Annotated in this window: 27 protein-coding genes; 11 read left to right on the top strand and 16 right to left on the bottom strand. The window is 64.0% G+C overall.

The window, feature by feature from the left end; all coding sequences use genetic code 11:
• Window positions 1-77: 77 nt before the first annotated feature.
• The 3 genes from BKY27_RS01535 to BKY27_RS01545 all read left to right on the top strand — a co-directional run bounded on the left by BKY27_RS01535 (window position 78) and on the right by BKY27_RS01545 (window position 3,353).
• The gene (locus BKY27_RS01535; RefSeq protein WP_071672676.1) at window positions 78-1,439 is read left to right on the top strand and encodes a formimidoylglutamate deiminase; all 1,362 of its coding nucleotides are present in this window, start codon (window positions 78-80) and stop codon (window positions 1,437-1,439) included.
• Complete coding sequence (locus BKY27_RS01540; RefSeq protein ID WP_071672677.1) at window positions 1,436-2,143, top strand: GntR family transcriptional regulator; 708 nt, start codon at window positions 1,436-1,438, stop codon at window positions 2,141-2,143. Before BKY27_RS01535 ends, BKY27_RS01540 begins: the two co-directional genes overlap by 4 nt.
• A 199-nt stretch (window positions 2,144-2,342) precedes the next feature.
• Window positions 2,343-3,353, top strand: coding sequence for an Ldh family oxidoreductase (locus BKY27_RS01545; RefSeq protein WP_071672678.1), 1,011 nt, complete (start codon window positions 2,343-2,345; stop codon window positions 3,351-3,353).
• A 3-nt stretch (window positions 3,354-3,356) separates the two neighbouring features.
• On the opposite strand, the gene hpaH is transcribed toward BKY27_RS01545, so the two are convergent.
• The 11 genes from hpaH to BKY27_RS01600 form a co-directional block, all read right to left on the bottom strand.
• Window positions 3,357-4,157, bottom strand: coding sequence for a 2-oxo-hept-4-ene-1,7-dioate hydratase (gene hpaH / locus BKY27_RS01550; RefSeq protein WP_071672679.1), 801 nt, complete (start codon window positions 4,155-4,157; stop codon window positions 3,357-3,359).
• The gene (locus BKY27_RS01555) at window positions 4,154-5,005 is read right to left on the bottom strand and encodes a fumarylacetoacetate hydrolase family protein (RefSeq protein ID WP_071672680.1); all 852 of its coding nucleotides are present in this window, start codon (window positions 5,003-5,005) and stop codon (window positions 4,154-4,156) included. Before BKY27_RS01555 ends, hpaH begins: the two co-directional genes overlap by 4 nt.
• Window positions 5,006-5,050: 45 nt before the next feature.
• Window positions 5,051-6,031 (bottom strand): 3,4-dihydroxyphenylacetate 2,3-dioxygenase, encoded by a 981-nt coding sequence (hpaD, locus tag BKY27_RS01560; protein WP_071672681.1) that lies wholly within the window; start codon window positions 6,029-6,031, stop codon window positions 5,051-5,053.
• A gap of 107 nt (window positions 6,032-6,138) precedes the next feature.
• Window positions 6,139-6,990, bottom strand: a complete 852-nt coding sequence (gene hpaD / locus BKY27_RS01565) for a 3,4-dihydroxyphenylacetate 2,3-dioxygenase (protein ID WP_071672682.1) — start codon at window positions 6,988-6,990, stop codon at window positions 6,139-6,141.
• A gap of 37 nt (window positions 6,991-7,027) precedes the next feature.
• Window positions 7,028-8,539: a 5-carboxymethyl-2-hydroxymuconate semialdehyde dehydrogenase gene (gene hpaE / locus BKY27_RS01570; RefSeq protein ID WP_071672683.1), complete on the bottom strand. Its 1,512-nt coding sequence runs from the start codon at window positions 8,537-8,539 to the stop codon at window positions 7,028-7,030.
• Between the two features lie 10 nt (window positions 8,540-8,549).
• Window positions 8,550-8,927, bottom strand: coding sequence for a 5-carboxymethyl-2-hydroxymuconate Delta-isomerase (locus tag BKY27_RS01575; protein ID WP_071672929.1), 378 nt, complete (start codon window positions 8,925-8,927; stop codon window positions 8,550-8,552).
• A gap of 106 nt (window positions 8,928-9,033) precedes the next feature.
• Window positions 9,034-10,269: a Tm-1-like ATP-binding domain-containing protein gene (locus BKY27_RS01580; protein WP_071672930.1), complete on the bottom strand. Its 1,236-nt coding sequence runs from the start codon at window positions 10,267-10,269 to the stop codon at window positions 9,034-9,036.
• Window positions 10,270-10,280: 11 nt separating this feature from the next.
• Window positions 10,281-11,768, bottom strand: a complete 1,488-nt coding sequence (locus tag BKY27_RS01585; protein WP_071672684.1) for an aldehyde dehydrogenase family protein — start codon at window positions 11,766-11,768, stop codon at window positions 10,281-10,283.
• An 8-nt stretch (window positions 11,769-11,776) separates the two neighbouring features.
• Complete coding sequence (locus BKY27_RS01590) at window positions 11,777-13,294, bottom strand: tripartite tricarboxylate transporter permease (protein ID WP_071672685.1); 1,518 nt, start codon at window positions 13,292-13,294, stop codon at window positions 11,777-11,779.
• Window positions 13,295-13,304: 10 nt separating this feature from the next.
• On the bottom strand, window positions 13,305-13,844 hold the full coding sequence (locus BKY27_RS01595; protein ID WP_071672686.1) for a tripartite tricarboxylate transporter TctB family protein: 540 nt from the start codon (window positions 13,842-13,844) through the stop codon (window positions 13,305-13,307).
• Between the two features lie 63 nt (window positions 13,845-13,907).
• The gene (locus BKY27_RS01600) at window positions 13,908-14,849 is read right to left on the bottom strand and encodes a tripartite tricarboxylate transporter substrate-binding protein (protein WP_071672687.1); all 942 of its coding nucleotides are present in this window, start codon (window positions 14,847-14,849) and stop codon (window positions 13,908-13,910) included.
• A 120-nt stretch (window positions 14,850-14,969) separates the two neighbouring features.
• Here BKY27_RS01600 and BKY27_RS01605 point away from each other — a divergent pair, with 120 nt between their 5' ends.
• The gene (locus BKY27_RS01605; RefSeq protein ID WP_071672688.1) at window positions 14,970-15,794 is read left to right on the top strand and encodes an IclR family transcriptional regulator; all 825 of its coding nucleotides are present in this window, start codon (window positions 14,970-14,972) and stop codon (window positions 15,792-15,794) included.
• On the top strand, window positions 15,791-17,140 hold the full coding sequence (locus tag BKY27_RS01610; RefSeq protein WP_071672689.1) for an aspartate aminotransferase family protein: 1,350 nt from the start codon (window positions 15,791-15,793) through the stop codon (window positions 17,138-17,140). The genes BKY27_RS01605 and BKY27_RS01610 overlap by 4 nt, the downstream gene beginning before the upstream one ends.
• A 165-nt stretch (window positions 17,141-17,305) precedes the next feature.
• On the opposite strand, the gene hpaR is transcribed toward BKY27_RS01610, so the two are convergent.
• The 3 genes from hpaR to BKY27_RS01625 all read right to left on the bottom strand — a co-directional run bounded on the left by hpaR (window position 17,306) and on the right by BKY27_RS01625 (window position 19,603).
• Window positions 17,306-17,761, bottom strand: coding sequence for a homoprotocatechuate degradation operon regulator HpaR (hpaR, locus tag BKY27_RS01615; protein ID WP_071672690.1), 456 nt, complete (start codon window positions 17,759-17,761; stop codon window positions 17,306-17,308).
• Between the two features lie 46 nt (window positions 17,762-17,807).
• Window positions 17,808-18,743: an aminotransferase class IV gene (locus BKY27_RS01620; protein ID WP_071672691.1), complete on the bottom strand. Its 936-nt coding sequence runs from the start codon at window positions 18,741-18,743 to the stop codon at window positions 17,808-17,810.
• Window positions 18,744-18,838: 95 nt separating this feature from the next.
• Complete coding sequence (locus tag BKY27_RS01625) at window positions 18,839-19,603, bottom strand: Crp/Fnr family transcriptional regulator (protein ID WP_158514949.1); 765 nt, start codon at window positions 19,601-19,603, stop codon at window positions 18,839-18,841.
• 195 nt (window positions 19,604-19,798) lie between these two features.
• On the opposite strand from BKY27_RS01625, the gene BKY27_RS01630 reads away from it, so the two are divergent.
• Window positions 19,799-21,799 (top strand): hybrid sensor histidine kinase/response regulator, encoded by a 2,001-nt coding sequence (locus BKY27_RS01630; RefSeq protein WP_084667811.1) that lies wholly within the window; start codon window positions 19,799-19,801, stop codon window positions 21,797-21,799.
• On the opposite strand, the gene BKY27_RS01635 is transcribed toward BKY27_RS01630, so the two are convergent.
• Together BKY27_RS01635 and BKY27_RS01640 are read right to left on the bottom strand one after the other, a co-directional pair.
• Window positions 21,771-22,490: a response regulator transcription factor gene (locus BKY27_RS01635; protein ID WP_071672694.1), complete on the bottom strand. Its 720-nt coding sequence runs from the start codon at window positions 22,488-22,490 to the stop codon at window positions 21,771-21,773. The two genes, BKY27_RS01630 and BKY27_RS01635, sit on opposite strands and share 29 nt — an antisense overlap.
• Before the next feature lie 118 nt (window positions 22,491-22,608).
• A complete protein-coding gene (locus tag BKY27_RS01640; RefSeq protein WP_071672695.1) occupies window positions 22,609-23,079 on the bottom strand; it encodes a host attachment protein in 471 nt (156 codons plus the stop codon).
• Window positions 23,080-23,379: 300 nt separating this feature from the next.
• Between BKY27_RS01640 and BKY27_RS01645 the strand changes: the two genes are divergently transcribed.
• From BKY27_RS01645 to BKY27_RS01665, 5 genes are all read left to right on the top strand, one after another.
• Complete coding sequence (locus tag BKY27_RS01645) at window positions 23,380-24,573, top strand: tyrosine-type recombinase/integrase (RefSeq protein ID WP_071672696.1); 1,194 nt, start codon at window positions 23,380-23,382, stop codon at window positions 24,571-24,573.
• A complete protein-coding gene (locus BKY27_RS01650; protein WP_071672697.1) occupies window positions 24,566-25,294 on the top strand; it encodes a hypothetical protein in 729 nt (242 codons plus the stop codon). The genes BKY27_RS01645 and BKY27_RS01650 overlap by 8 nt, the downstream gene beginning before the upstream one ends.
• 93 nt (window positions 25,295-25,387) lie before the next feature.
• Window positions 25,388-25,558, top strand: coding sequence for a helix-turn-helix transcriptional regulator (locus tag BKY27_RS01655; RefSeq protein WP_071672931.1), 171 nt, complete (start codon window positions 25,388-25,390; stop codon window positions 25,556-25,558).
• 114 nt (window positions 25,559-25,672) lie between these two features.
• Entirely contained in the window at window positions 25,673-25,960 is a 288-nt protein-coding gene (locus BKY27_RS01660; RefSeq protein ID WP_071672698.1) for a hypothetical protein, read from the top strand.
• Window positions 25,961-26,220: 260 nt separating this feature from the next.
• Window positions 26,221-26,724 carry a hypothetical protein gene (locus BKY27_RS01665; RefSeq protein ID WP_071672699.1) on the top strand — a complete coding sequence of 168 codons (504 nt, stop codon included), beginning with the start codon at window positions 26,221-26,223 and terminating at the stop codon, window positions 26,722-26,724.
• Window positions 26,725-26,935 lie beyond the last annotated feature (211 nt).

Raw genomic sequence — 26,935 nt, forward strand, 5'->3', positions numbered from 1 at the left:
GACTCATTGGGGTTGATTAATTCGCTCATTACGTTTTTATGTATGCACATATTGATGAGTCAAGCAGGGAATTGACGATGCAGAGGATCTGGGCAGAGCAGGCACTGACACCGCAGGGTTGGCAGCGCGACGTCTTGGTAGAGATCGACGGCGGTCGGATCACGCGGGTCACGCAGGGGGCGGCGGCAACAGGCAACCGCGTCGGATGCCTCCTGCCCGCGCCCACGAACGCCCACTCCCACGCCTTCCAACGGGCCATGGCCGGGCTGACCGAACGGCGCGGCCCCGACCCCAAGGATACGTTCTGGACGTGGCGGCAGCTGATGTTCCGCTTCCTCGACCGGATCACACCCGAGCAAGTGCAGGCCATCGCGGCCTATGTGCAGATGGAAATGCTGGAGGCGGGCTATGCGACCTCCGTGGAATTTCACTACCTGCACCACCAGCCGGGCGGCGTTCCCTACGCGCATCTTTCCGAATTGTCCGACCGGATCGCGGCGGCGGCGGATATCTCGGGCATCGGCCTGACCCTGCTGCCCGTCTTTTATCAGTATGGCGGCTGCGACCGGCGCCCACTGACCTCTGGCCAGCAACGCTTTGGCAACACCCCCGGCCGTTTCGCCCAACTGGCCGAGGCCGCCCGAAGGCGCATCGACGGTGGCCCCGAGGACTGGGCTTTCGGCATCGCCCCCCATTCCCTGCGCGCCGCCACGCCCGAGGCGATCCGAGAGGTGATCGGCCTCGCCCCCGATGGCCCGTTGCATATGCATCTGGCCGAACAGATCCCCGAGGTCGAGGACGTTCTGGCCGCCTATGGCGCGCGCCCCGTCGACTGGGTCTTGCAGCACCTGTCCCCTGACGCCCGCTGGCATTTCATCCACTGCACGCAGATGACCCCTCAGGAAACCGAGGCTCTGGCCAAGACCGGGGCCACCGCCGTGCTTTGCCCGCTGACCGAAGCCAGCCTTGGCGACGGGATTTTCGACGGGGTCCGATGGGTGAACGCAGGCGGGTCTCTCTCGATCGGGTCGGATTCCAATATCCGCATCGCCTTGGCCGAAGAACTGCGCCAGCTCGACACCAGCCAACGCCTGCGCGACCATTCCCGCGCGGCTCTCGCCACGTCGGAACAATCCACCGGACGCCGCCTGTGGCAGGCGATCACCGCTGGCGGCGCGCGGTCCGCCGGGCGGCAAACGGGCGCGGTTGCGCCGGGGATGTGGGCCGATATTCTGGCGCTCGACACGACCCATCCCGATCTGCAAGGGCTCTCCGGCGACATGATCCTCGACAGCTACATTTTCGCGGGCGACGACCGCATGGTCCGCGAGGTCTGGTCCGCAGGCCGCCACATGGTAACCGTGGGCCGCCACATGCAGCGTGACGCCATCACCGCAGCCTACAGCGCCGCCGTCCGCGACCTGAGGGCCGAACTGTGACCATCGCCTCGCCCAACACGTGGCAGGGCGTGCAGGACGAGGTTCTGCGCCGCATCCGCGAACGGGTCTGGAAACCGGGCGACCTGATCCCGAACGAAGCCGATCTTGCCGCCGAATTCGGCTGTGCGCGCGCCACCGTCAACCGGGCACTGCGTGAGTTGGCCGAACAGGGGCTTGTGGAACGCCGCCGCAAGTCCGGCACCCGCGTCGCCCTGCACCCCGTGGGCCGGGCGGTGATCGAGATCCCGGTGATCCGGACCGAGATCGAGGCCGCGGGCCAACGCTACGATTACCGGCTCTTGCTGCGAGAGGTGACGCCACCGCCGGGCCGCGTCACCTATACGCTCGGGCTGCCGGATGCCACGCGGGTGCTGCACCTCTTGGCGGTGCACCTCGCCGACGGGGTGCCCTTCGTGCTGGAAGATCGCTGGATCAACCTCGCCGCCGTGCCGCAGGCAGACGAGGCGGATTTCTCAGTCAAAAGCGCCAATGAGTGGCTCTTGGAAACCGTTCCCGTCGTACGCGGCGATCTCGCCATCTCGGCCCTGCCGTGCCCGCCCGACGCCGCCCGCGTTCTGGAATTGACAGAGGGCACGCCGCTGCTGGCGCTCGACCGCAGCACATGGGGGCCAGACGCCCCCATCACCCATGTGCGTCTGTGGCACATGCCGGGCCACCGCCTGCTGACACAAATCGCCGGATAGGGGCTTGCCGCATCGGCCCCGTCGCGTCCATTCTGCCGGTGACCACCGAGGGAACGAGGCGCCATCGCGTCACCTGCTGCCAAGACCCGTTCCACGGCATGGATGTTGCAAAATGGAAACCACTCCCACGCCGACCCTGAGGAAACGCCGCACGCATCTGGGGACAAGCCCCGCAAAAACATTCGCTGAAGGAGCCGCCATGACAGATACCCGCACGCTCAGCCTTGCCGAAATCGAGGATATATCCTTCCGCGCGCTCGTCGCCGCCGGCACGTCCAAGGCCAACGCTCGACCGCTGGCCCGCGCCACCGCTGAAACCGAGGCCGATGGCGTCGCCAGCCACGGGCTGGCCTATATCCCGATCTATGCCGAGCATGTGCAGTGCGGAAAGGTCGACGGTCAGGCCACGCCAGTGCTGGACCAGACCCGTCCCGCTGTGCTGACCGCAGACGCCGCCACGGGCTTTGCCCACGCGGCCATCGACATGGGGTTTAAACGGCTCATTCCGCTGGCCAGAGAGCAGGGCATCGCGGCGCTGGCCATCCGCAACAGCTACAACTGCGGCGTGCTTGGCTGCCACACACGCCGGTTGGCCGCGGCCGGGTTGGTCGGCATGGGGTTCACCAATGCCCCGGCCTCCATCGCGCCCTCGGGCGGCTCCAAACCGGTTGTCGGCACCAACCCGTTCTCGCTGGCGGTTCCGGGCACCGACGGGCAACCGGTGTTCCTGATCGACCAAAGCGCCAGCACCATCGCCAAGAGCGAGGTGATGAAACACGCCCGCGAAGGCAAACCGATCCCGCAAGGCTGGGCGCTCGATCCCGATGGCAACCCGACCACAGACCCGGAGGTCGGGCTCAAAGGCTCCATGGCGCCCTCGGGTGGCTACAAGGGGGTGGGCGTGGCCCTGCTGGTGGAAACGTTCGCCGCCGCGCTTGCCGGGGCGACCCTTGGCAAGGATGCCTCGCCCTTTTCCGGCACCGCAGGCGGGCCGCCCAAGACCGGGCAGTTCTTCATCGCCATCGACCCCGGCGCGACCTCGGGCGGCGCCTTCGCAGACCGCATCGCGGCCTTGGCCGAGGCGATCCACGCGCAAGAGGGCGCCCACCTGCCCGGCGATGGCCGTGCGGCGAAACGCGCCAAGGCCCTGACCGATGGCGTCGCCGTCAGCACTGCAACCTTGGCAAAGATCGAGGCGCTGCTAACCTAAGGATCAGTCGAAGCTGACCGAGACATCTCCGAACGGACCGAAATCGGCGTGGAAGCGGCTGCCAGAAGGCGCTTCCACGGGACGGATGAAACTGCCGGACAGAACAATCTGGCCCGCCTTGATCGCGTCGCCATACCCGGCCAACCGCCGAGCCAGCCAGACGATCCCTTCCACCGGGTCGTTCAGGACTCCGGCCCCGAGGCCGGTTTCCTCGACCATGCCGTTGCGGGTGACAATCGCCCCGATCCAGCGCAGGTCCATCGCGTCGGGCGCATGTTTGGCGCCGCCAAGCACGATCCCGGCGTTGGCGGCATTGTCCGAGATCGTGTCGACGATCGACCGCATCTGTCCGCTCTCCGGGTCCTTGCGCAGAATGCGCGTGTCGAGGATTTCGAGGCTCGGCGCAACATAGTCCGTCGCCGCCAGCACATCGTCGCGGCTCACCTCGCCCACCAGATCCGCCTTCATGACAAAAGCAATCTCGGCTTCAATGCGGGGCTGGATGAACCGGCCGGCGGGAACTGCCGCGCCATTTTCGAACATCATGTCGTCCAGCAACACGCCGGAATCCGGAATGTCGATGCCAAGCGCATCCTGCATCGCCCGCGAGGTCAGCCCGATCTTCCAACCGATCTGCCGCCGCCCCTGCGCCAGCTTCAGGTCCACCAATGCCTTTTGCACGCGATAGGCGTCGTCCATGTCCATGCCGGGATGCGCGCGCGACAGCAATCCGATCTGTCGCCCCTCCGCCTCGGCCTTCAGCAGCGCCGCAGCAGCGGCCCTTGGGTCCAGCCCCCGGCTCATGCCTCGTCCTCCACGGTGTTGACCAGCGTGCCGATCCCTTCGGCCGACACTTCGATCACGTCACCGGGCACAAGGAAGCGGGGCGGATCGAACCGCGCACCCGCCCCCGTGGGCGTGCCGGTAACGATGATGTCGCCCGGCTCCAGCGTGGTAAAGGTCGAGATGTATTCGATCTGCCGCCGGATCGGAAACAGCATCCGGCTGGTGCGGTCATCCTGCCTTGTCTCGCCATTCACCTTGGTGGTGATCCGCACATCGTCCAACTGTGCCGCGTCGGCAAAGGGCACCAGCCACGGCCCGATCGCACCCGACCGGTCCCAGTTCTTGCCCTGCGTGACGTTGAACTTGGCGTGCCGCACCCAATCGCGGATCGTGCCCTCGTTGCACAGCGTGAGCGCCGCGATATGGTCATACGCCTCGGCCTTCGGGATGCGCCGCCCCCCCTTGCCGATGACAATGGCGATCTCACCCTCGTAATCCAGCTTGTGCGACTCTGGCGGCCGGATCAGCGGCTGCTCATGGCCGGTAAAGCTCGACGGAAACCGCGGGAACAGCGACATGTTCGGCGGCGCCTCTTGCCCGTCCTTGTATTCCGCGTTCCGGTCGGGAAAGTTCACGCCAACGCAGATGATCTTTCCCGGATTGGGGACGGGGATTTCAAACGTGAAATCCGTATGCGTCACCGCACGGCCGACCGTGGCGCTCATGAGTTCGGGAAGGCCCCCCGCCGCGACCACGTCCTTCAGCGTGGGCCACTGGGCGAAGTCCGGCGAAAGGGCAATAAACCCGTCTTCCACCAGCACCCCCCAAAGCGGCTCCCCACCGGCGTCTACGGTTACGAATTTCATAAAATTATCCCTTCTTCTTGGCCCAAATACTCAAACACCGCCCCGTCACGGTGCAACGATCGGTTGTGCTTTCAGCACAGGCTCCGCCAAGTCTGTCCCATCAAACAGGCTGCCCTCTTCGAACCAGCTCTTCGGCGCGGGCGCCCCCCAAAGCGTTTGCCGCTGCGGATCTTTCAGGTCCCAACGAATGGGCTCCAGATCCGGGTCGACGGTCTGGTAGTCCGAGCAATAGATTTCGATCCGGTGCCCGTCCGGGTCACGGATGTAAAGAAAGAACGCGTTGGAAATCCCGTGCCGCCCGGGGCCGCGCTCGATGTTGCTCACCCATCCCGTGGTCGCCATCAAGTCCAACAGGTCGATGATGTTGAGCGGCGTCGGCACCCAGAAGGCACAGTGGTGCAGGCGAGGCCCCCGGCCATTGGTGAAGGCAACGTCATGCACACCGCCCTTGCGGTGCATCCAGGCGGCCCAGATACGGCCCGTTTCGGCATCTTCGGTATATTCGGTCACCCGGAACCCCATCTCGCCATAGAAGGCCACCGAGGCATCCACATCGGCGCTGAACATGTTGAAATGGTCGATCCTCAGCGGCTTCACGCCGTTATAGAGCCTGTATTGCTGGTGGATCGGCGCCAACCGGTCCATCTTGACGTAGAACTCCAGCGGAATGCCCCACGGGTCACGGGTCATCAGCGTCCGGCCCTGAAAGGGGCGTTCGACCCATTCCACCGGCAGGCCCTTGGCGGCAAAGAACGCCTCGGCCCGATCCAGATCGGCCTCGTCGAACAGCTTGAATCCAAGAACGCCAACCTTGGCCTCGGCCGCCTCGCGCAGGATGATGCAGTGGTGGCCGCGTTCTTCCATCGCCCGCAGGTAGAGCACCCCCGGTGCTTCGTCAGTGACCTGAAGGCCGAGCGTATCGACATAGAAAGCACGGGACCGGGCAAGGTCGGTGACCCGGTATTCAACATGGCTGAGCCGAACGATGTTGAAGGGCGGGTAGAGCACTGGGGCGGGAATGGGCATTGGGTTTGTCTCCTCGCGTCGGGCCGGAAAGAATTTTCCTGAAAATTCTTCCCTGAGTCAGGGGGGGGGCATGTGGCAGGATTTTCCCGAAAACCCTGCAGCCTACGTCACACCGGGAAAATCACGTTGGTCTGGCCGGTTCCGGAGCTTGGGAAATACTCGGTCACCACCTCGCACGGCTTGTCATAATTGTCCCAGCCAAGCGCGCCATAGAGCATGGCGGTGTCATGCATCGAGCCTTCGCCACAGCAGAACTCGGCATAATCCGACAGCATCTTCAGGAAGGTGGCGTGATCACCGCGCTGCCACATGTCGAGCACATGCAGATCCATCTGGCGGTTGAACTCGGAACTGATGGTAAAGGTGCCGTTATTGGCGGCATAGTCCTTGTTGGCCCAGATCTTGTGCGAAAGTGAGCCCGAGGCGACCAGCAACACCTTGCTGTCCGACGCCTCGATCGCCGCGCGGATCGCTTGCCCCACGATGCGGCTTTCGTCATGGCCATGCACCGTGCACCAGGCGGCGACCGAGACCACCTTCATGTCGTGTTCCCGGCTCATGAACCGCATCGGGACCAGCGTTCCATATTCCAGCTCAAGGCTGTCAAGCTGATGGGCCAGCGTATAGGCGCCCATCTCCGACGCGGTCTTGGCGATGGCCTCTCCGAGGGCGGGGTTGCCGTCATAGCCGTAGGCCAGGTTCTGGATGAACTGCGGAAACTCGTTCGAGGTGAACAGCCCCTCGAAGCGGTTGTTGGCGTTGATGTGAAAGCCTGCGTTGATCACCCAGTGGGTGTCGCAGATCACCACCGTGTCGGCACCAAGCGCCTTGGCTCGGCGGGCGATCTCGCGGTGGCCGTCGATGGCGGCTTGGCGCTTGCCTTTGACCGGGCCTTCCTGCTCGGACATGAGCATGGTTGGCACATGGGTCATCTTGGCGGCGAGTACGATTTCTCCCATTGTCTCCTCCTCGAAACTGGGGCGCGTGTCCTGTTCGTTACGCGCCGAGGCGCGGGATGTGGTGCTGGCCGGTGGCCAGCCCGATATGCTTTTGTTCCATGTAGAACTCGAAGGACCAGTCGCCGCCGTCGCGGCCGATGCCGCTGGCCTTCACGCCGCCGAAGGGCGTGGGCAGGTGGCGCACGTTTTCCGAATTTACCCAGATCATGCCCGCTTCCAGCTTGCCCGTGAACCGCAGGGCGCGGGTGATGTCGTTGGTCCAGACATAGCCGGTCAGGCCGTAGGGGATGTCATTGGCGATCCGCAACGCTTCGTCTTCGTCCTTGAACCGGATGGCCGTCAGCACGGGACCGAAAATTTCCTCCTGCGCGATGCGCATGCCGTTCTTGGCGCCGGTAAACAGCGTCGGCTTCACGAACCAGCCGGTGTCGCCTGCCCGGTCGCCCCCAGCCGCGATCTCGGCCCCGTCTTCCCGCGCGGCGGCGAAGTAGGAACAGACCTTGTCGAAATGGGTCTTGTGGATCAGTGGCCCGATCTCGGTTGCCGGGTCCAGCGGGTTGCCGACGCGCAGGTTTTTCACCCTTGCCGTCAGCTTCGACAGGAACGCATCTGCCACGCTGTCCTGTATCAGCAGGCGCGAGGACGAGGTGCAACGCTCACCATTCAGCGAATAAATCATGAAGATTGCGGCATCGAGCGCCCGGTCCAGATCGGCGTCATCGAACACCACGACGGGGTTCTTGCCACCCAGTTCGAAATGCACCCGCTTTAGCGTGTCGGCGCCCTGTTTCATGATCATGCTGCCGGTCCTGGACTCGCCCACGAAGGCAATCGCCTTGATATCGGGGTGCTCGGTCAGCGCGCGGCCCGCATCCTCGCCAAAGCCGTTGACAAGGTTCCAGACCCCCGGCGGCAAACCGGCCTGTTCCGCGATCTCCATCAGGATACGCGCCGTTACCGGGCTGAACTCGGCCGGTTTGTGGACCACGGTGCAGCCAGCGGCCAGCGCTGGCGCGATCTTCCACGTCGACAGCATGAAGGGCGTGTTCCACGGCGTGATCACCCCCACCGGGCCGATCGGCGTGCGGGTCGAGATGTTGATCAGCGTGGGGGACGGCATCGACTTTCCATCGCGGGCAGACGGCGCGCGGTCCGCAAAGAAGCGAAAGTTCTCGGCCCCGCGCAGCGCCGCCTTGGACATGAAGCGATAGGCCTGGCCCGTATCCCAGCACTCGCAAAGCGCGATTTCCTCGGCGCGCGCGACGATCCCGTCGGCGATCTTGTGCAGAATGGCCTTGCGCTCGGTCGCGGGCAAATCGCGCCACGCCGGAAACGCCGCCTTGGCCGCGGCGGCGGCGGCATCGACATCCTCCGCGCCGGACTTGGCGACCTTGCAGATATAGCTCTCGTCCACCGGTGTGTGATTGTCAAAGGTGGCGCCCGAGGCCGCCGCTCGCGCTGCGCCGCCAATCTGGTTCAGAACACCGGTTTCGCGGAACCGGGCAAGGTAGCCATCGAGTTTCGCCTGATGCGTAGCAAGGTCGGACATGGGCGCTCCTTTACAGGTGGTCGCGGATAGTGCCCGTTTTCGGGCTCAAATCCGGATTGATGTCGCGCATCTCGAAAGACAGCGCGATGGACTGGGTTTTCATGGGCTCGGCAAGGAAAGCTTCGGCCGCGGCAAAAATATGCGCGGTCGCCGCCTGCTTGGCATCGTCGGGCCTGCCGCCGCGCAACCGCAGGCTGATGTCGATAAAGCCATGCGTCGGGTTGCCGTCGGCGATGCTGACATGGGTCGCACAAAAGGCGCGCACACGGATGCCGGCCATGGGCAGGATACCGGTCTCGATCGCTGCGATGCGCAGAGCATCGCAAAGCGCGGCGATATCCACGCGCGTCTCCATGTTGGGCGAATAATCGACGACAATATGCGGCACCGGGGCCTCCTCCTCCATTACTTGCTTTGTTAAGCATTTAAGTGAGTCGAGTCAACCGGTGGTTTGATCAAGCTGCGAGCAAGCTCCCTCGACGTGCGGCGGCCCCTTACCCGGCGGCCACGATCCCGCGTTCGCACCAGTCGTCGAAGATTTCCAACGCCCGCGCCGCAAACCCCTCATCATTGATATTAAGGTCCAGCTCTTCCAGCCGGGCATTGGCCGGGCAACTCGCCCGCATCTCCGCGCAAAACGCGGCCAGCCCCGCGGGGTTGTGCAACTCCGCGCCGGGCCGGTCCCATTCGCCGCAGCCGCCCAGAGGCAACAGCAGCACGGTCTCGCCCTTGGCCTCGGCCAGCGCCCGGCCATGGGCGCGGGCCACCGTGCGCACCTCGTCGGCGTTCAGAACGACCGAGGTAATCAGGCGATTATGCGCATGATTGGGGTGATGCATCCATTTCTCTGGCAGGCCACGCCAACCAGCAAGATCCACCAGATCGTAGCACCCGGTGGACACCAACTGCGCAATGCCAGCGCGCCCCGCATTGGTCAGCCGGTCTGCCCCCGCCGTCACGTCGGACCCGTGGGTGTGATTGCCCAGTTCCTGCGTGCAAAAATCGAACACGGCGGCAAACGCCCCCTGCGAGGCCAGCGATTCAAAGGCCCGTCCACCCATGCCCGTAGCGTGGAACACCGCGACCTCGTACCCACGCTTTTCCAGTTCCGGCTTGAGATACACCATGTATTTCAGCGCCGACTTGCCAAGGCTGGTCATGCCGATCAGGGGCTTGGTCCCGTCCGGCGCCTCGACCGCCCGTGCGGCACCCAGCACGGCGCCGGCGGCCTGACTGAGCGACGATTTGCAAACAGAGTTCAGGCCATAAAGCCCCCCGGCCCACAGGATCATCTGGATATCCGCAGGCAGACGCTCGGCCGGGATCAGGGTCGAGAACGCCACCGTTGAAACGATGTATTTCGGCACGCCAAGCGGCAAGGCGGAACAGAGATCCAGCGCCAGATCGGTCCCCATCGAGCCACCCAGAACCACGACCCCGTCAAACGCGCCCTCTGCCCACAGCCTGGCCGTCAGCATGGCCGACCCGCGCGCCATGATTTGCATGGCGGTGTTTTCATCGCCCGAGGCAATCGCCACCTTGATCGACGAACCACCGGCCTCGGCCACGTCATGCTTGGAGTAATCGGTCGGCTCGGACGGATCGCCCAGAACCGACACATCCATGGTCAGAACGCCGCCGCCCTGCGACCGGATGCGGTCGGCCATGTAGGTCAGTTCGTCATCCTTGGTGTCGTAGGTGCCCACCACCAGAATGGTCTTGTCCGCCATCTTCCCCCCGCTCATAGCTGAATCCACGCGGTTTTCAGGTTCTCATATTTCGCCATCGCGTGAAGCGACTTGTCGCTGCCATTGCCCGATTGGCCGACACCGCCCAAAGGCACGGTCAGGTCGGACCCGCCATAGGTGTTCACATGCACCACGCCCGCGCGGATCGCGCGGATCATGCGGTGCGCTCGGGACAGATCGCCGGTCCAGACGCCCGAGGACAGGCCGTAATCGGTGCCATTGGCCAGCGCCACGGCCTCTTCCTCGGACTTGAAGGACGTCACCGCCAGCACCGGGCCGAACACCTCGTTCTGCGCCAGATTGGCCTCGGGCTTCACCCCCGCAATCACCGTCGGCGCCATATAGGTGCCGCCGGTTTCGGTCAGGATGCGCGCGCCGCCACACAGCCGCTGTGCGCCCTCTTCCTCCGCCTGCTGGACAAAGCGCAGGTTCTGGGCCAGTTGCCGTTCGGAATGCACCGCACCGATCTGGGTATCCAACGACAACGGGTCGCCGACGGTGAAACCGTCTGCCGCCTTGCACAGCGCCTCGACGAACGCGTCATGGATGCTGTCCTCGACCAACAGGCGCGACGCGGCCACGCAGACCTGCCCCGAGTTGCGAAATATCCCCGCCGCCGAGACCTTGGCCGCCAGCCCCAAATCCGGTGCATCGGCAAAGACCACGTTGGGCGACTTGCCGCCAAGTTCCAGATAACAGCGCTTGAGGTTCGACCGCGCGGCATAGCCCAGCAGCCGCCGCCCGGTGCCGCCCGACCCTGTAAAGGCCAGCACGTCCACCCCCATCGACAGGCCCATGGCCTCGCCGACCACAGGCCCTTCGCCGGTGACGACATTCAGAACACCCGGCGGCAGCCCAGCCTCCAACGCCAGCCCGGCGACGCGCAACAGCGTGAGGGACGCGGTCTCGGCCGGTTTCAGCACCACCGAATTGCCAGCGGCCAGCGCCGGGGCCAGCTTCCACGCTCCGATCATCAGCGGGAAGTTCCACGGCACGATGGCACCAACCACGCCGACGGGTTCGTGATGCACCAGCCCCAGCACGTTGTCGGCGGTCGGGGCGATCTCGCCATAGCGCTTGTCGATGGCCTCGGCATAGTAGCGGATCGTGCCCGCGGCGGATCCGGCCTCGGCCTTGAAGGCCATGCCGATCTCGGTCCCGTTCTCGCGCACGCCCAGAACCGCCAGCGCCAGCGCCTCGGCTTCGATCAGCTCGGCCCATTTCAGCAGCACGGCCTTGCGCGCGGCGGGCGGCTGCCGCGACCAGCGTCCATCCGCAAAAGCTGCGCGGGCGGCGGCAACGGCCCGGTCCATATCCTCGGTCGTGCCACGCGCCAGCGTGGTCAGTCCCTGCCCGTCGATAGGGCTGGTGGTGTCCATCACCTGCCCGTCCGAGGCGGCCACAACCGCCCCGTCGATCAGATGACCCTGCGCGGCCACGGGCTCTGCCCGCAGCGCGTCGATCCTGCCTTGGTCCAGCATCGTCTCTCCTACCGCGTCTGAGTGTCGTGAATATCGTGATCCGGCTCGTCTTGCCGCGCCTTGTGTTCCCTGACCAGCGTGCGGATATGCAGACCGAGCACCAAAAGGATGGCGGCAAACAGAATGGCGGCAATCGGCCGGTCCACCATGTCGAGCGGTGTGTGCACCCGCGCCATGGCGCTGCGCAGTTTCACCTCCATGATCCCGCCCAGAACCATGCCCAGAACGATCGGCACGATCGGCAGGTTCAGCCGCTTGAGGATCAGCCCGAGAATGCCGAAGCCGGACGCCACCGCGCAGTCGGTAAAGGAATTGCGCAGCGAGTAGACCCCGACAAAGCTGAGCGTCAGGATGATGACACCGAGGAACCGCGTCGGGATCTGGATGATCTTGGTCAGCCAGTTGGTCGAGAACATCAGGAAGACCAGAACGATCACGTTCAGCAGCAGCATGACGATGTAAAGCGCCACCACGAAATCCATGTGGTCCTGAAACAATCCCGGCCCCGGCACCACGTTGTGAACGTAGAAGACCGACAGCATCATCGCCGTCAACGCCTCGCCCGGAATGCCAAGCGCAAGAAGCGGGATCATCGCCGCGCCGGGCACCGCGTTGTTCGAGGCCTCCGAGGCGATCAGCCCCTCGGGGCTGCCATCGCCGAAAGCCTCGGGCGTTTTCGAGGTGCGCCGCGCGTAGGTGTAGCTCATGAACTGGGCCGTGAACTCGCCCACACCGGGGATCATCCCCATCAGCACGCCAAAGCCGGACGAAACCGTCGCTACCCGCTTGAACTGGAATAACTCCTTCAGGCCGGAAAACAGGCTGCCGTCCACCGGTTGCGCATGGGGCGCGTCGTCCTTGTCCACCAGCAGCAGGAAAGCCTGCGAAATGGCGAAGAGGCCAAGCACCACCACGATCAGGTCAACGCCCGAGGCCAGCCAACTTTGATCGAAGGTGAAGCGGCGAGAATAGCGCACCGGCTCCAGCCCCACGGAATTAAGGAAAATGCCAAGGCTCGCCAGCATCCCGGCCGCAAACACCTGCCCGCGATGCGCCAGCACCACCAGGATGATGCCAAGAAGCGCGGCAAGGAAGATTTCACGACTGCCGAACATCGGCGCAATCCATGCCAGAACCGGCGACAACACGATCAGGCAGATGATCGCCAGAACGCCGCCGTAGAACGAGGCGGAATACGCCAGCGACAAGGCGCGCCGCGCCTGCCCCCGCTTGGTCATCGGATAGCCGTCATAGGTGGTCAGCGCGTTCACCGCCGTGCCCGGCGTGTTGATCAGGATGGCCGGGATCGCCCCGCCATACATGGACGATCCATAGATCCCCAGCAGCGCTGTCAGGCCAACGATGGGCTCGAAGCTGAAGGTCGCAGGCAACAGGATCGCAATGGCCACCGCCGCGCCGACGCCGGGGATCGCACCGATGATGACGCCGCCGATCGACCCGACCAGCAGCGCCAGCGCCACGTCGAGCCGCGCCAGCATGTGAAAACTGGAAAGGAAAAGCTCCATCTCAGGGCCCTCAGAAATAGGTCAACATGAACGAGGACCAGCCCTCGGGCAGCATGTGGTAGAGCTGCCCGCCCGGCAGCCGCACCTGCAAGAAGGTTCGAAACAGCAGCACGATCCCGACGCCGGTCAATACCGCCATGCCGATGGTCTTCGGCGCGCGATAGCCAAGGCGCAGCGTCAACACCGCCATGAAGCCCATCGTCGCCAGCAGATAACCCGCATAGGGCACCAGCCAGACATAACCGAGGAACCACGCCACGAATTCAAACCCGCGCAGCCAAAAGCCGACTTCCTGCCAGCGTCCGGCGATACGGTCCGAGGCCACCGAACTCAGAAAATGCAATGTGCCGAAGCCCACCATTCCGAAAACACCGACGGCTGGCCAGAACCGTGGCTGCGCAAAGAGCTGCGTCCCGCTCGCCCAGACGGTTTGTTTGCCAAGCTGGCTCAGCAAGAAAAGCGCGACAAGCAAAAAGACCGTGGCAAAGACCAGGTCGCCGGGCCGACGGTAGCGCTTGAACAGTTGCTGAAGTGTCTGAAACCGCTCCATGGAGGATGCCCCTTTCGCAATAGGGAAAGGGCCGGCCCACGCGGGCCGGCCCCTTCAGGTCGATCAGTCGAGCATGCCCGAAATGGTGCCGAGCGTCTCGATATCCTGCTGGATCTGCGCTGCGGACGCGCCCGCGTCCTGCCAGTAGATCAGCGCGCCGGTTTCGGCCGCCAGCGCCTGCGCGCGGTCGCTCATCACCGTCTCGCGGGCCACTTCCGCGATCCGGTCACGCACCTCTTGCGGGGTGTCGCTGCGCACGAACAGGCCGTTCCACAGTGCCACGTTCAGCGACGGGTCGATCTCGGCAACCGTCGGCGCATCCGGGGTCAGGCTGATGCGCTCGGACCCGATCGAGGCCAGCACGTTCACCTCGTCCAGGCACGGCAGGATCAATTGCAACGTGGTGTTGATCACGTCGGCGTCGCCGGACGCCAGGGTGTTGCAGTCCAGCGCATCAAACGCCGCGTCCGAGGCAAAGGAAAAACCCTGCGACTCCGCAAGCGCCATGGTCACCCGCGTCGGCACAAGCGGCGCGCCGAAATGGCCAAGCGTCACGTCATGATCCTGCGCGTAGGCAGAAAGCTCCTCGATCGAGGAATAGGGCGCATCGGCCGAGGCCGCGATGACGAAAGGATAGGTCAGGAAAATCCCGATGGGCTCGAACGGGTCGGGGTTCAGCTCCGGGATGCCGAGGTTTGGGCCAACCGTCGGGATCGCGATGATGAACGACCCGATGGTGTAGCCATCCGCGGGCGCCGTCGCCACCGAGATCGCACCGGGGAACGGCCCACCGCCGCCGCCGGGGCGGTTCACCACCGCCGCGGGCACGTCATACGCCGCCTGGAAATCGTCGGCGATCATCCGGGTCAGCACGTCTTCCAGATCGCCCGGAGGCCACGGCACCACGAATTCGACGGGCCGCTCGGGATAGTCAGCCGCCGCCATGCCCACCACGGACACCGTCGCCATGGCCGCAGCGGCGACTGTTTTCAGGATCGTTTTCATGTTGCACTCCCTGCTTGCTGGTTCATTATTTAAACCGATGGTTCAAAAACAGCTTGCATTGTGAAGCATCATCCGTCAATCTTTTTTCAACAGCCCAGGCAGCAAACTTCGAGGGGCGCCATGTCCACGATCGCAAAGGCAATGGAATTGCTTAATTTTTTCTCGCTCGACCGCCCGGAGATCGGCCTGAGCGACTTTCACCGACTCGCCGGGCGCGACAAGGCGACGACCTTTCGCCACCTGACCGCCCTCGAATCGGTGGGATTGCTGGAACAGAACCCCGCCACCCGCGCCTATCGCATCGGCCCCGCCGTGTTGCGCCTCGCCCACCTGCGCGAGGTCACGCTGCCGCGCCGGGCCGGGGTGCGCATGGTGTTGCCCCGGCTGGCCGAAATCACCGGCGAAACGGCGCATGCCTCGATCCTCGACGCGACCGGGCTGACCACGCTGGCCCACCATGAAAACAAGTCCCATTCCGCCCGCGTGGTCCTGCATGAAAGCAGCCTGCCCCTGCACGCCACCGCCTCGGGGATCGCGGTCCTCGCCTATGGCGGCGCGGCCCTGATGGATCACGCGCTGGACCAGATGCAGGTCTATACCGACAGCACCATGCGCAGCCGGGACGAGGTGACCGCCGCCGCCGACACCGCCCGCAAGATCGGCTTCTCCATCGCCAACCAAAGCTACGAGGCGGGCGTAACAGGCATCGGCACCCCGCTCTTCGACAGCAACGGCATTGCCGGATCGGTGGCAGTTGCAGCGGTGTCCTCGCGCCTGACCCCCGAGCTTCAACACACCATCAAGCAGGAACTGCGCCGCGCCGCGCGGATCATCAGCCAGCATTGGGGCGGAAGCATACCGCCCGCGCTGGAGAATGCCTGGACCACTCATCTGGGGCCTGACAACGCCTGCGCCCCCGCCGACCAAACGGAGAAAGCATCATGAAGGATTCCAACTTCCTCAAGGAACACAACGCGCGGCGCATGTGGCACCCGATGGCGCATCCCGCCGACAGCATCGCCAACCCCCCCACGATCATCACCAGCGCCGAGGGCGTCAAGATCCGCGACGTGGACGGGCACGAGTCCATCGACGCCGTAGGCGGCCTGTGGAACGTGAACCTCGGTTTTTCCTGCCAGCCGGTAAAGGACGCCATCGCGCGGCAACTGGATGTGTTGCCCTATTATTCAACCTTCCGCGGCACGTCGAACGATGCGGCCATCGAGCTGTCCGTGATGCTGGCCGAGTTTTTCGCCCCCGACGGGCTGACCCGCGCCTTCTACACCTCGGGCGGGTCGGACAGCGTCGAAACCGCCCTGCGGCTTTCGCGGCAATATCACAAGATCCGGGGCGATCACGGGCGCACCAAGTTCTTCAGCCTGAAAAAGGGCTATCACGGCACCCATTTCGGCGGCGCCTCGGTGAACGGCAACGCCAATTTCCGCACCGCGTATGAGCCGCTCTTGCCCGGCTGCCACCATATCCCCGCGCCCTACCCCTATCGCAACCCGTTCGACGAGTCCGACCCAAAGCGTCTGGCCCAACTCTGCGCCGCCGCCTTCGAGGATGAAATCGCCTTCCAGGGCGCGGGCACCATCGCCGCCTTCATCATGGAACCGATCCTTGGCGCCGGTGGCGTGATCGTGCCGCATGAAAGCTTCATGCCGATGATGCGCGAGATCTGCGACCGCCACGGCATCCTGATGATCGCGGACGAGGTTATCACCGCCTTCGGTCGCACCGGCGACTGGTCTGGCAGCCGCCATTGGGGCGTGCAGCCCGACATGATGTGCACCGCCAAGGCGATCACCAACGGCTATTTCCCCTTCGGCGCGGTGATGCTGGCGGACAAGGTGGTCGAGGTCTTCGAGGGCGACAAGACCGGTGCGGCGGCCATCGGCCACGGCTACACTTATTCCGGCCACCCCGTCGGCGCGGCGGCGGCCATTGCCTGCCTTGAGGAAACCATCCGGCTCGACGTCCCCGCCAACGCCGCCGCCCGCGGCACCCAGCTGTTCGACGGCGTGCTGGCGCTGAAGCAGAAATACGACATGATCGGCGACGTGCGCGGTGGCCACGGGCTGATGACAGCAATCGAGGTCGTCTCGGACCGCGCCGCCAAGACCCCGGACAAGGCGATGCCCGCCAAGGTGCATCAGGTGGCCTATCGGAACGGCGCGATGGTGCGGGTTTCGGGCAACAACATCATCATGTCGCCGCCGCTGGTTCTGACCGAGGCCGATGTGACCACGGTCCTCGCCGCGCTCGACGCAGGCTTCGCGTCGCTCTGAAGGCCCGCTTCGGCTCCGGCCTTCTTCTTTGCGAAACGACCCCTGTGTCAGGGGCTGGCCCCAGGCGGTCCGGCGATCCCTGCCGTGGCAGGGTGAGGCGGACCGCTCGCCGGTCGCCGCCCCAGGCGGCGATCCGCTGTCAGCTCGGGCGGGCGACGGTCGCGGTCAGGGCTCCAACTCGTGCAGCTCTTCCAGCAGGTCGAGCAGCTGTTCCATCCGGTCGGCGCCGAAACGGCCTTCCAGCCGCTGCATGATCGCCGCCGATTCCGGCGAATGGCGATGGATCAGGTCGCGGCCCCGGTCTGTGACGCTGACGATGGACTTGCGTCGGTCGGCGCTATCGACCCGGCGTGACAGCAGGTCTTCGGCCTCCATCGTCTTGAGAATGCGCGTCAGGCTGGACAGCAGCAGGCAGGCGCGGGCCGCCAGAGCCGTCTGCTCCATCGGGCCCTCTTCGTCCAGAACCCGCAGCACCCGCCATTTCTGCTCGTTGATCCCGCTTTGCGAAAGCATGTCGCGGATCGGTCCCATCACTGTTTCGCGCGCGCGCAACAAGGCAATGGGCAGCGACCGGCTGGTGCGGCGAAATCCGGGGCTATCGGGGTGCGAAGGCTGGTTCATAGGCCTTTATGTCCTGTTTCTGGGTCATCTATCAAGCGTCCCGGCGTCACGCCCATGCCCCGCGCCGCTCGGCCACATGGGCCGCGATGGCCGCCTTGTAAAGCGCCCGGATCTGCGTCGTGACCGGCCTGTCGCCGCGTCCGATAGGCTTGCCGTCGATCGACGCCACCGGGGTCTGCGCCCCGAAAGTGCCGGTCAGAAACGCCTCTTCCGCGCCATAGGCTTCATAAAGAGAGAAGTTTTTTTCGTGAACCGGGATGCCATTCGCCCGGCACAAGTCGATCACTTTCTGCCGCGTCACGCCGTTCATGCAGTAGTCGCCGGTCGCGGTCCAAACCTCGCCCTTGCGCACGATGAAGAAATTGCAGGCGTTGGTGGTGTTCACAAAGCCATGCGGGTCCAGCATCAGCCCCTCGTCGGCCCCCGCCGCTTCCGCCTGAAGGCAGGCGATGACGCAGTTCAGCTTGGAATGGCTGTTGAATTTCGGATCTTGGCTGTGCGGCAGCCCGCGCACCTGTGGCACCGTGGCCAGCCGGATGCCCTGTCCTTGCAGGCGATCGGCCGGGCGCGAATGTTCCATGATGATGACCATCGTCGGCCCCCATCGGCTGAGCGAGGGGTGCTGGAACGGCTTGGCCTTCACCCCGCGCGTCAGCATCAGGCGGCAATGCACATCCGTGGTCATCCCGTTGGCTTTGGCGGTGCGGCGCAGCGCCGCCGCAATCCCGGCCCGATCCATGCCGGGATCGAGGCTCACCGCCTTGCAGCTGTCGAAGAACCGGTCCATGTGCTCGTCGAAATAGGCCCAAACCCCATCATAGAGCCGCATCCCCTCCCACATGCCGTCGCCCAGCATGAAGCCGGAATCGTAGACCGAGACCTTGGCCTCGTCGCGATGCACGATCTCGCCGTTCACATAGATCTTGATATTACGGTTGCGCGCGTCTTCCTCGGCGTCGTGGGTGGTGTGGCTGTCGGTCATGAACGCATCCCTGCAAGGCCGGTGACTGGCCTAGTAGGGGCATATCCGGCGGGGCGGGCGCAAGCCGAAAAGCCCGCCGCGGGCAGTGCGGCCTCTCAGGCGGCGCAGGTCGCGCGCTTGCGGTCGGGGGTCAACGGTTCCAGCTTCTGGTCCGGCTCGCATTTGGCAAGGCGGCGCAACTGGTCGGGGTCGGCAAGGCCCACGCAATCGGGCGCCAGCATCTCGATCGCCCCCTTGTCGACAAGGTGATAGAGGCTGCGGCACAGCGTTTCCGTGCTCATATCGAGCAGCGAGGCCAGATCGCGGCGGCTCAGGTCCAGCGGCACCACGCCCTCGGCCGAACGGTCGCCGAAAAGCGCCTGGTCCACCAGCCACAGCGCCAGCCGTTCGGTGGTGTTGCGCCCGCGCAGGCTGGCGAACCAGCGCTGTTGCTCCCCCATCTGCTGCGACAGGGCCTGTAGATAGGCCCGTTGAAGGTCGGGATATTCCGTCAGCAACTGGTCGAGGCTCGCCGTTGACAGCCAGCACACGGTCACATCGGTGGCCGCCTCCCACGAGACGGCGTTTTCGACGCCGAAGGGATCGCCGACCAGATCGCCCGCGCGCTGGATGCCCAGCACGAATTCGTCACCGTCCTCGTTGATATGCACGGCCTTGGCCAGCCCCGACACGACAATTCCGATCCGGTCGCTATGGGTGCCCTGATCGAGGAACGGCTTGTTCTGGGCATAGGTCACCCGGTGGCCGCGTAGCGCGACCGCCTCGACCGTGGCGGGCGTGACCGCGCCGCAAATTCCCTTTTGACGGGCCGGACACCGGGCGCATTGTCCGGCACTGCGGGATGGTGAAGACGCAGTCATCGGCATGGTGTTTCCTCCCCCAAATTTCCGTCGCGGCAGGATGGTCGGGAAAAGTCCCCTCGCACCCGGCGCCGCAGACATTCCAGAGAGTGCCAAATTGCACCCGAGACGGCAGCTTCAGTTTTGTGTAAAATTGTGCAGATAAGGACCGGCCCGCTTGGCGGCGCTTCTTGCCACTGGCAAGAAGATGCGGACATGGCGACATCATGTGGGGGAACCATGCCGCAAGACCACGATCGGGGCACAGCAAGACCGGACCCGCGCCCTGTCGGCGTCAGAACCATACCCGAGGATCTGGCCCGATTCGTCGCCGACGCGCCCGTTGCGCTGGCCATGCTCGACCGCGACCTGCGCTATGTCGCGTGGTCCAACCGCTGGCTCGCGATCAACGGACTGATCGGTGGCGATCTGGTCGGGCGCTGTCATGACGATGTCTTCCCCTCGATGCCCGAGTGTTGGGCCGATGCCAAGACGCGCGCCTTGGCCGGGGAATCCCTGACCTGCGAGGAAAGCCGTCAAGCGGGCCCGGACGGCCCCGTCACATGGGTACGCTGGCGCATCACACCGGTGTTCGACCAGACCGGCGAGGTCACGGGGCTTGCCCTGTTCAACGAAGACATCACCCGCCGCAAATCCACCGAAGACCGGCTGCGCGCCAGCGAAGACCGGATGCGGCTGACCACGGAAGTGGCCGGGATCGGGCAATTCGAAAAGGACTTCACCGACACGACCTACCAGGTCTCGGACAGTTTTCGGGCTCTGGTGGGCTTCGAGGGGCTGGATCTGGCACAGATGTTGCAGCGGTGGGAAGAGATGGTCGACCCCGGCGACCTTGCCGGATTGCGCGCTGAATTCGAGCGGGTGATCGCGCAGGAAGGCGACGGGCGCGTCGCCCGCGACCTGCGGCTGAATGTGGCCGGGGAACAGCGCTATATGCAGTTCATCGCGCAGGTGCATTTTTCGGGCACGGGCGATGACCGTCACGCGCATCGCGTCGTGGGCCTTCTCATCGACCAGACCGAGAGCCGGAAATTGCAAGAGGCCCTGTCCCGCGCGCAGCGGCTGGAAACGGTGGGGCGGCTGGCAGGCACCATCGCCCACGACTTCAACAACCTGCTGACGGTAATTCTGTCGAACCTCGAACTGGCCGAACTACGCAGCGTTGACGACAACCTGCGCAAGCATCTTCAGCGCGCCATCGAGGCGGCCGAGATGGGGGCGAACTTCAACAAGCGGCTTCTGGCGCTGGCCAGCGGGCGGCAATCGCAACAGGTGGTGCTGAACCTCGACGCACATATCGCCAGAACATGGGCCCTGGCCCAACAGGTTCTGGGCGAGGCGATCGACCTGCGGTTTCATCCCGGCACCGACGGCGCCTGCGCACAGGTCGATGCCAGCGAGTTGGACGGGGCCCTGCTCAACATCCTGACCAACGCGCGTGACGCGCAGCCACAGGGCGGAAAGGTCACGGTAACGACATCCGCGATCACGCTCGACCGGACCGAAGCGGCCCGGATCGCGGGCGGGGAGCCGGGCGACTACCTGCGGCTGACCGTAACCGACGAGGGCACCGGGATGCCCCCCGACGTCGCACGGCGCGCGCAGGAACCCTTTTTCTCGACCAAGGCACCCGGGCGCGGCACCGGGCTTGGCCTGACCAGCGTCGCCACCACCGCCGCCCGCGCCGGGGGCTTCGTGCGGATCGACTCGACCGAGGGCAATGGCTCGTCGATCTCGATATATTTGCCGCGCGTGGCCGCCGAGGCGACCCCTGCCTCATCCGAGGCCAAGGACGACCTGCCCTTCGGCGATGGCGAGCTTGTGCTGGTGGTCGAAGACGATCCGCTCGTGCGTGAAACCGTCCTGCAACGGCTGGAGGCGATCGGGTATGCGGTTCTGGAAGCGGCCACGATCGAGGCCGCGCTGGATTTGCTGGCGGCGGGCGAACCGGTGGATCTGGTCTTCAGCGACGTGGTGCTGCCCGGCAGGGACTCGGGGTACGATCTGGTCGATGCGGTGCGCCGCACCTATCCCGACGTCGCCGTCCTGCTGACCTCGGGCCATGTCTCGAAAACGCAAATGCCCCGCGCGCCGGATGCCAGCGACCCCGAGCTTCTGTCCAAACCTTATTCGCTCGCCCGTCTGGCTCAGGCCGTGGCGCGGGCGTTCACGCTGGCCCGGCAGACCCGGACGTAACGTCGGCGGTAAACACGTAGCCCACCCCGCGCACCGAACGGATCAGCGCCGGCGCTTCGCCGGGCGGCTCGATCTTGCGGCGCAAGCGGGCGACATGGCCGTCGATGGTGCGGTCATACGGCGTCCAGTCCCGCCCGTGCAGCGCTTGGCAAATGTCGTCCCTGCTCAGCACCCGGCCCGGATGGCGCACGAACAGCTCCAGAATGCGTTGCTCGATCCCGGTCAGCTTGATCTCGCTGCCGTCGAGATGCTGAACCGTCTTGCGTTTCAGGTCGAAGGCGCTGTGATCGAAGGTCACAGTGCGATCGTCGCTCACTTCCGTCTGATACCGGCTCAGGACATGGCGGATGCGCAGCACCACCTCGCGTATGTGGAATGGTTTGACGATATAGTCATCCGCCCCCCGCTCCAGCCCCCGCACACGGTCGAACGGGTCGCCAAGACCGGTGATGACCAGTATCGGGATGTTCTTGCGCGCCCGCAGTTCGGTGGCAAGGTTCAGCCCGTCCTCTTGCCCCAACCGCAGATCCAGCGTCACCAGATCAATCGGCTGAGCCTCGACGGCGGCCATCATGGTGTTGCGGTCCACGGCCTCGACAACCTGACAGCCTTCGGCTTCCAGCCCGGTCCGCAGCACCGCGCGCACCTCGGCCTCGTCCTCGACGACCAAAATCGTTGTCTTGGTTGCCATGTCCCCGCCTTCCAGTCGCTGTGCCATGCAAACTTTTGACAAGGATACGCAAATTGTGCCGAACCGCACAACCTGCGAGTGCGGAAATCTTGGGGGAGCACCGCCGGGCGGGCCGGGATCAGACGCTCCGATCCTCGTCTTCCGCTTCCAGCGCACGCCGGATGGCCGTCACCAGATCGGGGGTCGTCAGGCGCACGAAATTGCGGACCAGGTCGCGCGTGACCAGGCGGTTCAGCCGGTCGGGCACCATTTCGCGCCAAAGGCCCATGATTTCCGGCGAGGCGAACAGAACCAGCGAGTCATAAGACTCCCGGTCACGCTCTTCCCCCAGCAGGCCGAACACCTGCCGCAGAAACATCCGCTCATCCTCGCGCACCGGGTCGCTGCCCGGCTCGACACCCGAGCGCCGCCCGTCCCCGGCCGAGGAAAAGCTGCGCGTTGGCCGGTCATGCAGGGCCTCGCGCAGGTGACGCTGTGGGGAGTGCCACGTGATTTCCGGCCCCGCCGCGTCGCCCGGACGGGGCAATTCCCGCAGAATGCGCAAGCGATGAGAATTCAGGACCACATACCAGATCCGCTCGGGTTTCATGATCTTCCCCTGTCGGTGACACACCCCCGACTCTAGCCGCCTCGCCCGCGAAGACCATTGACGGCGGGCAATGACCAAAGCCAGAGAGACACCCGGCACGCGACGGGCGCCCAGACCAACTCGATTGGACAAAGGGGGGTGATTGGTGCGGTCGAGACGCATCCAATCCCTATATCTTGGAGCACCATGGGTTGGTCCATTTTCCTCTATACCCAATTATTCATGACAATTCTTGTCCATTGGTGTTCCATCGGGCAGCGTGGCATACTATATCTAGAGGGGGATTGAGAGGGGGACCGGATGGCCCGCGCATTGAACAAGCTGACCGCATCACAAGTCAAGGCGGCCCAACCGGGTAAGTATTCCGATGGGGGCGGGCTTTGGCTTTACGTTCGCCCGGATGGTGGCGCGCAATGGGTTTTGCGGGTGACGGTTCACGGGCGGCGGCGTGAGATGGGGCTTGGCGCTTATCCTGACAGGTCGCTTGCCCAAGCACGGGACGCAGCGAATATGTGGCGCGACGTGACACGCGAGGGCAAAGACCCGATCAAGGAACGCGAGAGACAACGGCGCGATGCAGAGCGGCAAATGCACTTGCTCAAGGACGTTGCCATTGATGCCTTTGAAAGCCGCAAAGCGGATTTGAAGGGCGACGGCAAGGCGGGGCGATGGTTCTCACCGCTTGAATTGCACGTCCTGCCCAAGCTGGGTGGTATTCCCGTCTCGCAGATCGACCAAAGGGACATACGCGACACGCTGGCCCCGATCTGGCACGACAAGGCCGCAACCGCGCGCAAGGCTATCAACCGGCTGGGCGTCTGCATGAAACACGCGGCGGCGCTGGGCCTGGACGTTGATGTGCAGGCCACGACGAAGGCGCAGGCGCTCTTGGGGCGGCAACGCCATACGGTGACCAATATCCCGGCGGTGCATTGGCAGGATGTGCCAGCCTTTTATCAGAGCCTTTCCGAAGGCACAGTGACCGAACTGGCATTGCGGCTGCTAATCCTAACGGCGCTCCGATCAAAGCCCATTCGCTTTTTGCGACTGGACCAGATCGACGGGAACACATGGACGGTGCCCGCAGAGAACATGAAAGCGCGGCAGGGCGTCGCCACGGATTTCCGGGTGCCCCTTTCAAAAGAGGCGCTCAGCGTCATTGAGCAAGCCAAACCGTTTGCCCGCGATGGCTATCTGTTTCCCAGCATCCGCAAGGGCGTGATTTCCGACGCCACAATGGCCCGATACATGGAACGGCGCGGCATGGCTGAGAGGCCGCACGGCTTTCGCTCATCCTTTCGGGATTGGGTCGCGGAGACGACCAACACCCCGTTTGACGTGTCCGAAACCTGTCTGGCGCATACCGTCGGCGGCAAGGTCGAGCGGGCGTATCGCAGGACGGATTTCTTGGAGCAGCGGCGGGCGCTGATGGAGCGGTGGGCGGCATGTATCGCAGAATTGAAAGTTGGAAAGGTGCTATCGTTCAATGGATGACCAAGACTCTATTGAGGACAACTGCGACCCGATTATGACTTCCAGCGAGTGCGCTGACGAGTGCTTGCGCGAGGCGGAGAAAACCCTTGGGGCAACACTCTCACAACTTGAACACCTTTCTTACGTGGACATTCTTTTGTCTGTTCACCCTGGAATCGAGACTCATTTCACAGAATATGGCTGGGTATATCATTCCGTCGAACAAAGCATCTCACAGCACTTGTCGATCCAAGCCACGGGCCTGCACGAAGCTTTTCTGATGGTCCGAGAAATCTGCGCGCGAAACATCGCAGTTGGCGCAGAGATACCAAAAGAGTTTCGGCCAATGTGCTCGTTGCTCGTGCGAGGGAAGCGCAGCTTCGTGTCCGCTCGTGGCAGAGCGCCAGCGTCAGATTTTGCATTCAAATGGGCTTGCATCGAAATCGCGGACTACCTCGCCCAGGCCTATAAAATTCCGATATCACGAGGGGATGGCATGAACCCGGACAGCGCTTGCGACATTGTTTCTGAGGCGCTGGCACGGCGCGGCATCGATGTGCCATATGAGCGAATTCGTGACTGGTTAACTCATAGCAAGCACAAGAAAGTGCGCGGCAGGGCCAAGCTTCTGTCAGCATTCCTCAAAGACGAGATTTTGTTTTCCGTAGGGGTTCTGCCGAAAAGACGTGATTGGGTTCTTAGCCCGTTCGGACAAATGCTTCCAATAGGGCGTATTACTTGATTCTGCATTTCTGACATTCATCGGCGCACCACAACCCATCGGTGCGCATGTGGCTTATTAAGGGAAGCGCACCCAAGCAACGGAATGCTTGAAATGCGCTATCTCTCTTTCGCAGACCTTCAATCCAAACTGGGCGGGCGTGGCCGCACGACCATTTACCGCGACGTGGAACTGGGCCGCTTGCCCAAGCCGATGAAGATCGGCGCGCGCCTTTATTGGAACGAAGCTGAAATCGACGCGGCTCTTGCAGAGCACGCGGAATAAGACCCACCCCACCCAAGCAAGGCGCTTGGGCGACGGGGCGGGAATGTTCTTTGGTCGGAACTTCTGCACCATACGCCCAGCGCGTTGCTTGCTCAAGCAACAAGGAAAAACGCTATGAGCAGCAATCGATGGTTCTCAGGACAAACCCAAGTGTTCTGGACCTGCAAGGCGCTTCTCGACGGGCGCACAATTTCTCACAAAACCGAAATCCGAGAGGTGCGCGGCTGGCGCTTGGGCGCAATCGTCCATCGACTCAAGCACGAGTATGGCTGGCCCATCCATGCCGAGTATCGAGGGCCGCAGAACATCGCGCATTATTGCTTGGCTGAAACCGCTGACCGCGCGGCCTTGCGCCTTCCCCCATCCGCAAAGGCGCTTGCCGCTGATGGCGGTGACGCATGACCCGCCTTCGCATCACCCGCCTGCGCCGCGCATTCGGCCTGACAGAGACGCAGGCCAGACTGATGGCATCCCTGATCTATGGAGACTGCCGTGAGAGTTGACCCCGTAGTTTTGTGCCGCACCAAAGGCGGTTGGGAAGTCTCGGTTCTCAAGCGTCCTGACAGCGCACCGGAAGGCGTAATCCTCGCCATGGGCTGCTGCCTTAGCCAAGCGGTCGCAACACGCGTCTGGCTGGCCGTGGTAGCGCAGGGGGGGCGCTAATGGCACGCAAGCCCTACAACCGCAACAAGAGGGGGGCTGGACGCCATGTCCAGCTTCCCGAATGGCTCCAAGCGTCCGAGGCATGGGCAACACTCAAACCCGGCCCCAGGGCGCTCTACATCGAATTGAAACGACGCTTCAACGGATCGAACAACGGGCGCATCATTTTCAGCCACAGGGACGCGGCAGCGGCGCTGCATGTCCATCGCAACACTGTCGGGCCTTGGTTCGATGAATTGCAGGCGCGCGGCTTTGTCTTCATGACACAAGCGCCTTACCTTGGCCCGGCAGGGATCGGAAAGGCGTCAATCTGGGCTTTGGGCGAGATGCCGACCACCGACGGCAAGCCCGCGCAAAAGGCGTTCATGCGATGGAGCGAAAAGCAGAAGCCCCGCACAAAAAAAAGGACAGCCCGTCACAATGGTTGTGACAGCCAGCCGGGTTTCGGTCCCGGTCAAGAGCAAGGCGTCCTGAAAACTGTGACGCAGGAAGCGGAAACCTGAAAATGCGCGTCACAGAAAGCGGGACACATATACATCTAGCCATAGGCAGGCGATTCAACGGGTGGGTCGGCGCTGGGCGTGGGCAAAACCCCATTTCGTGGAAACGCGCAAGAGGTTGCCCCCGCCGGTCCCGTTTGCGGTGGGTTTCAGAGTTTCAGCCACCCCCTGGCCGTCTACAGCCAAGCGCAGGCCTTCAAGGCCAAATGAGCTA

This window comes from Nioella nitratireducens, from assembly GCF_001879715.1.
Classification (GTDB): Bacteria; Pseudomonadota; Alphaproteobacteria; order Rhodobacterales; family Rhodobacteraceae; genus Nioella; species Nioella nitratireducens.

Coding starts and splice junctions, on each gene's coding strand:
- BKY27_RS01620 (WP_071672691.1), bottom strand. CDS start 18,743: ATGACCGACAGCCACACCACCCACGACGCCGAGGAAGACGCGCGCAAC.
- hpaE (WP_071672683.1), bottom strand. CDS start 8,539: ATGTCCGACCTTGCTACGCATCAGGCGAAACTCGATGGCTACCTTGCC.
- BKY27_RS01630 (WP_084667811.1), top strand. CDS start 19,799: ATGGCGACATCATGTGGGGGAACCATGCCGCAAGACCACGATCGGGGC.
- hpaH (WP_071672679.1), bottom strand. CDS start 4,157: ATGAGCCGGGGGCTGGACCCAAGGGCCGCTGCTGCGGCGCTGCTGAAG.
- hpaD (WP_071672682.1), bottom strand. CDS start 6,990: ATGGGAGAAATCGTACTCGCCGCCAAGATGACCCATGTGCCAACCATG.
- BKY27_RS01580 (WP_071672930.1), bottom strand. CDS start 10,269: ATGGCGGACAAGACCATTCTGGTGGTGGGCACCTACGACACCAAGGAT.
- BKY27_RS01655 (WP_071672931.1), top strand. CDS start 25,388: ATGCGCTATCTCTCTTTCGCAGACCTTCAATCCAAACTGGGCGGGCGT.
- hpaD (WP_071672681.1), bottom strand. CDS start 6,031: ATGCCCATTCCCGCCCCAGTGCTCTACCCGCCCTTCAACATCGTTCGG.
- BKY27_RS01595 (WP_071672686.1), bottom strand. CDS start 13,844: ATGGAGCGGTTTCAGACACTTCAGCAACTGTTCAAGCGCTACCGTCGG.
- BKY27_RS01545 (WP_071672678.1), top strand. CDS start 2,343: ATGACAGATACCCGCACGCTCAGCCTTGCCGAAATCGAGGATATATCC.
- BKY27_RS01535 (WP_071672676.1), top strand. CDS start 78: ATGCAGAGGATCTGGGCAGAGCAGGCACTGACACCGCAGGGTTGGCAG.
- BKY27_RS01660 (WP_071672698.1), top strand. CDS start 25,673: ATGAGCAGCAATCGATGGTTCTCAGGACAAACCCAAGTGTTCTGGACC.
- BKY27_RS01625 (WP_158514949.1), bottom strand. CDS start 19,603: ATGACTGCGTCTTCACCATCCCGCAGTGCCGGACAATGCGCCCGGTGT.
- BKY27_RS01635 (WP_071672694.1), bottom strand. CDS start 22,490: ATGGCAACCAAGACAACGATTTTGGTCGTCGAGGACGAGGCCGAGGTG.
- BKY27_RS01605 (WP_071672688.1), top strand. CDS start 14,970: ATGTCCACGATCGCAAAGGCAATGGAATTGCTTAATTTTTTCTCGCTC.
- BKY27_RS01665 (WP_071672699.1), top strand. CDS start 26,221: ATGGCACGCAAGCCCTACAACCGCAACAAGAGGGGGGCTGGACGCCAT.
- hpaR (WP_071672690.1), bottom strand. CDS start 17,761: ATGAACCAGCCTTCGCACCCCGATAGCCCCGGATTTCGCCGCACCAGC.
- BKY27_RS01555 (WP_071672680.1), bottom strand. CDS start 5,005: ATGAAATTCGTAACCGTAGACGCCGGTGGGGAGCCGCTTTGGGGGGTG.
- BKY27_RS01585 (WP_071672684.1), bottom strand. CDS start 11,768: ATGCTGGACCAAGGCAGGATCGACGCGCTGCGGGCAGAGCCCGTGGCC.
- BKY27_RS01590 (WP_071672685.1), bottom strand. CDS start 13,294: ATGGAGCTTTTCCTTTCCAGTTTTCACATGCTGGCGCGGCTCGACGTG.
- BKY27_RS01600 (WP_071672687.1), bottom strand. CDS start 14,849: ATGAAAACGATCCTGAAAACAGTCGCCGCTGCGGCCATGGCGACGGTG.
- BKY27_RS01610 (WP_071672689.1), top strand. CDS start 15,791: ATGAAGGATTCCAACTTCCTCAAGGAACACAACGCGCGGCGCATGTGG.
- BKY27_RS01640 (WP_071672695.1), bottom strand. CDS start 23,079: ATGAAACCCGAGCGGATCTGGTATGTGGTCCTGAATTCTCATCGCTTG.
- BKY27_RS01645 (WP_071672696.1), top strand. CDS start 23,380: ATGGCCCGCGCATTGAACAAGCTGACCGCATCACAAGTCAAGGCGGCC.
- BKY27_RS01650 (WP_071672697.1), top strand. CDS start 24,566: ATGGATGACCAAGACTCTATTGAGGACAACTGCGACCCGATTATGACT.